Origin of the sequence: Aphanothece microscopica RSMan92, from assembly GCF_046613545.2 — a bacterium.
Taxonomy (GTDB): domain Bacteria; phylum Cyanobacteriota; class Cyanobacteriia; order PCC-6307; family Cyanobiaceae; genus NIES-981.
On sequence record NZ_JBKKKY020000295.1, the window covers coordinates 1 to 696 of the forward strand.

The 696-nt window shown below is 59.2% G+C and carries 1 protein-coding gene; it reads left to right on the top strand.

The window, feature by feature from the left end; translation table 11 throughout:
* Nucleotides 1-341: 341 nt before the first annotated feature.
* A complete protein-coding gene (locus ACLD7X_RS17590) occupies nucleotides 342-551 on the top strand; it encodes a cold-shock protein (protein WP_411424984.1) in 210 nt (69 codons plus the stop codon).
* Nucleotides 552-696: the final 145 nt, after the last annotated feature.

Sequence of the window (696 nt, forward strand, 5' to 3'; positions counted from 1 at the left end):
GTCTTCCGCGCCTTGGGGGGCGGAAGACCACGGCCAGGAAGCAGCCCCGCGACTATTCTGCCGCGGAGCGCAGCGGCTTTCGAGCGCGTCCCGGATACGGGGCGCGTCCTTGTTTCGTATCAGGCTCAAGCTTGCCTGACCGGCGATCCACCAGCGCAAACCTTGCCTTGTAATGCGCTGCGGAAGAGCCTATCTGACTTCCATCGACATTTTTTGGTCTGATGGACTGACCTCGCGCCCTTTCCTTCTGCACGGGTTCTCACCCTCTTTCTTCAAGACATCGGTGATTTTGTCCCGCACTCGCGGGCAAACTCGTGCATTCCCAAAACAAAGGAAAAGACATGACGACAGGTACAGTGAAGTGGTTCAATTCGCAAAAGGGCTTTGGCTTCATTCAGCCGGATTCCGGCGGCCCCGATGTGTTCGTCCATATCAGCGCGGTTGAGCGGGCTGGCTGGAGCAACCTCAATGAAGGCCAGAAGCTGTCTTACGAGGTGGTGGTCGACCGCAAGAACGGCAAGTCCTCTGCCGATCGCCTGCAGACAGCCTAACGATCGAGTCCTCCTGTTCGCGAACCACGGATGTACTGGTCGCGAGCCGAGGACGTTCAGGAGCGCCGGTGCCACGCGCCGGCGCACCCATTCCGTCAGCCTGCCATGACGAAGAGGAGATCGGTATGACCGTTTCCGGTACGAT

What these genes read in the sequence shown, in the direction of transcription:
- ACLD7X_RS17590 (WP_411424984.1), top strand. Translation starts at nt 342, where the DNA reads ATGACGACAGGTACAGTGAAGTGGTTCAATTCGCAAAAGGGCTTTGGC.